This window comes from Streptomyces sp. PU-14G (assembly GCF_041028275.1).
GTDB lineage: Bacteria > Actinomycetota > Actinomycetes > Streptomycetales > Streptomycetaceae > Streptomyces.
On record NZ_JASKYT010000609.1, the window covers coordinates 1 to 2,468 of the forward strand.

General features: G+C 73.2%; 2 protein-coding genes and 1 pseudogene. 1 reads left to right on the forward strand and 2 read right to left on the reverse strand.

Annotated elements, in window-relative coordinates:
* Positions 1 to 79: 79 nt before the first annotated feature.
* Positions 80 to 898, reverse strand: a complete 819-nt coding sequence (locus AB8Z75_RS33975) for an SAM-dependent methyltransferase (RefSeq protein ID WP_369208848.1) — start codon at positions 896 to 898, stop codon at positions 80 to 82.
* Between the two features lie 201 nt (positions 899 to 1,099).
* On the opposite strand from AB8Z75_RS33975, the gene AB8Z75_RS33980 reads away from it, so the two are divergent.
* Positions 1,100 to 1,366: a WXG100 family type VII secretion target gene (locus tag AB8Z75_RS33980; protein ID WP_369208850.1), complete on the forward strand. Its 267-nt coding sequence runs from the start codon at positions 1,100 to 1,102 to the stop codon at positions 1,364 to 1,366.
* A gap of 192 nt (positions 1,367 to 1,558) precedes the next feature.
* Here AB8Z75_RS33980 and AB8Z75_RS33985 read toward each other — a convergent pair.
* Positions 1,559 to 2,468: pseudogene (locus tag AB8Z75_RS33985) on the reverse strand (cell division protein FtsK); the annotation flags it as partial.

Sequence of the window (2,468 nt, forward strand, 5' to 3'; positions counted from 1 at the left end):
CTGACCGCCACCTGCGACTGGCGGCTCGACCTGGACACCGACGACGTACCGCAACTCCCCGGCAYSSYCASCCCCGCCGCTACGGTTTGATGCCCAGGCCCGCCCATACTCCGGCCTCGGCGGGGCTGACCATGCCGGGGAGTTGCGGTACGTCGTCGGTGTCCAGGTCGAGCCGCCAGTCGCAGGTGGCGGTCAGGCCGGGTTCGACCAGTTCCAGGCCGTCGAAGAACCCGGTGACCTCTTGGTGGCCGCGCAGCCGCACACGCATGTTCGCCTGCCGGTATCTGTCGGCGATCAGGCGCATGCCCTCGGGGTCGAAGTCCTCGGTGGCGTGCGAGAGGGCGAGGGCGCTGCCCGAGGGGAACTCCTCCAGCAGACGGCGGACGAGAGCGTGCGGCTCGTCGGTGTCCTCGATGAAGTGGAAGAGGGCGATCACGGTCAGCGCGACGGGCTCGGAGAAGTCCAGGGTCTCCCGGGCGCGTTCCAGGATGGCCTCGGGCTTGCGGACGTCCGCCTCCACGTACTCGGTGGCCCCCTCGGGGGTACTGGTCATCAGGGCGCGCGCGTGGGCGAGCACGATGGGGTCGTTGTCGGAGTAGACGACGCGGGCGGTGGGCTGTTCCTGCTGGGCCACCTGGTGCAGGTTGGGGGCGGTGGGGATGCCGGTGCCGATGTCGAGGAACTGCCGGATGCCGCGCTCCCGCGCCAGGTGGCGTACCACGCGGTGCATGAAGGCCCGGTTCTGACGGGCGGCGATCATCGCGTTGGGGAAGAGCTTCAGTCCCTCGACCGCCACTTCCCGGTCCGGGCTGTAGTTGGTCTTGCCTCCCAGGTAGAAGTCGTACAGCCGCGCGGTGTGCGGCCGTGTCGCGGTGCCCGGGGGGATCTGATGGCTCATGCGTCACTCCTGTGAGACCTCATGGGGTCAACCACTGTGTCGCACGGCGCTGTTGAGCACCAGATCACCGTCCCGCCCGGCTCGCGCGGCGAGCGGTGACGGTGCTGTTGACGCGCTGTGACACGAACGGTGCCCGAGCCGGGGTGATGTGCGTTACCGTCGGCAAGACGTGTCATCACCGGATAACGGGGAGGGTTCCCAATGGGAATGAACGGTGCCGACCTGGCGCGGCTGCGTGAACTGGCGGGGAAGTTCGACGGCGACGCGAACCAGTTGCAGGGGCTGATCACCAGCCTGCAGACGGCGTGCAACGACAGCGGGGGCTACTGGACCGGCGGCAAGGCCCAGCAGTTCCGCTCCGAGTGGGAGAGCCTCAAGCCGACCTTCGACCGCTTCGTGGAGACGCTGCGGGACGCCGGCCGGGCCGCGCGTACCAACGCGGACAACATCGACCACGCCACCAACTGACCCACCGGCCACCGTGCCGGCTCCTGCGGGCCGCAGCCGACTCGGCTGCGGCCCGCAGCCGTGCGGAGCCGGGGCCCCGCACCAGCGGGAGGCCGCCCGGGACGCCCGCCCCGGTGTGCCTCCCCCCCCGGGGGGGCGCCTCGGTGTGCCTGCCCCCGGGGGCCCGCACCGGCGTGCGGGCCCCGGGGCCGCTCATCCGTCCGTGACCGCCTGGACCGGCATCATGCCGCCGCTGAGGACCAGCAGCCCGCGACCCGCCACACCGGAGGCCGCGGCGCGGGGCAGCCGGATGTTGAACAGCTCGCCCTCCGCGTTGTTCTGCGGCGACAACAGCAGACCGCTGCGCGCCCGCCGCGCCTCCTTGACGAACCCCCGGTACTGCGAGGTCAGTGAGTCCGTCGTGCCGGCCGCCACCAGTCCGTGGCCGCCGTCGACGCCGCCGCGCACGACCGTCTCCAGGACGGAGTCGGCGGGCGTGTCGTACACCAGCTCGGCGTCGTCGACGATCACCGCGTAGCGCCCGCGCTCCTGCGCCTGGTCCAGGAGTTCCTGCAGCGGGGCGGACTCCGCCGTCTCCCACACCCCACCGACCACACCGGCCTCGCCCTCCAGGTCGCGCAGCGGGGAGCGTTTCGGGGTGACGAGGACGAGGGGCACCCCGGCGCGCAGCAGCGAGCGGGCCGCCGCGCACACGGACGTGGAGCGCCCCGACTTGGGTGGCCCCGCGATGACGAAGCCCGGGCCGTGCTGCGCGAGGTCGACGCCGACCGGAGCGAGCTCGTCCCCGCCCACGCCCACCAGCGCCCACAGCCCGCCCGGCGGAGCGAACTCCGGCTCCAGCGCCAGCGCCTCGGCCGTCGTGGCGCGGGCCGGGAGCGCGTCCACGCGCATCGGCCGGAGGGCGGGCGAGGGCCGGCCGTACGTGGCGGCGGCGCGCTCGGCGATACGGCGGACCGCGCCGACCTGGGCCTGCCCGGCGGGGTCGGGGTCCAGCAGCGCGATCTGGCTGACCAGCACCCCGTCGTCGCCCGGCCGCAGAGCGCGGCCGGGCGGCAGGTGCGAGGGCACGTCCCGCGGCGTCATCCCGGCCGTGGTGTAGTCG

Bases quoted from the DNA above. Each gene is read 5' to 3' on its own strand.
- AB8Z75_RS33975 (WP_369208848.1), bottom strand. From the start codon at position 898: ATGAGCCATCAGATCCCCCCGGGCACCGCGACACGGCCGCACACCGCG.
- AB8Z75_RS33980 (WP_369208850.1), top strand. From the start codon at position 1,100: ATGGGAATGAACGGTGCCGACCTGGCGCGGCTGCGTGAACTGGCGGGG.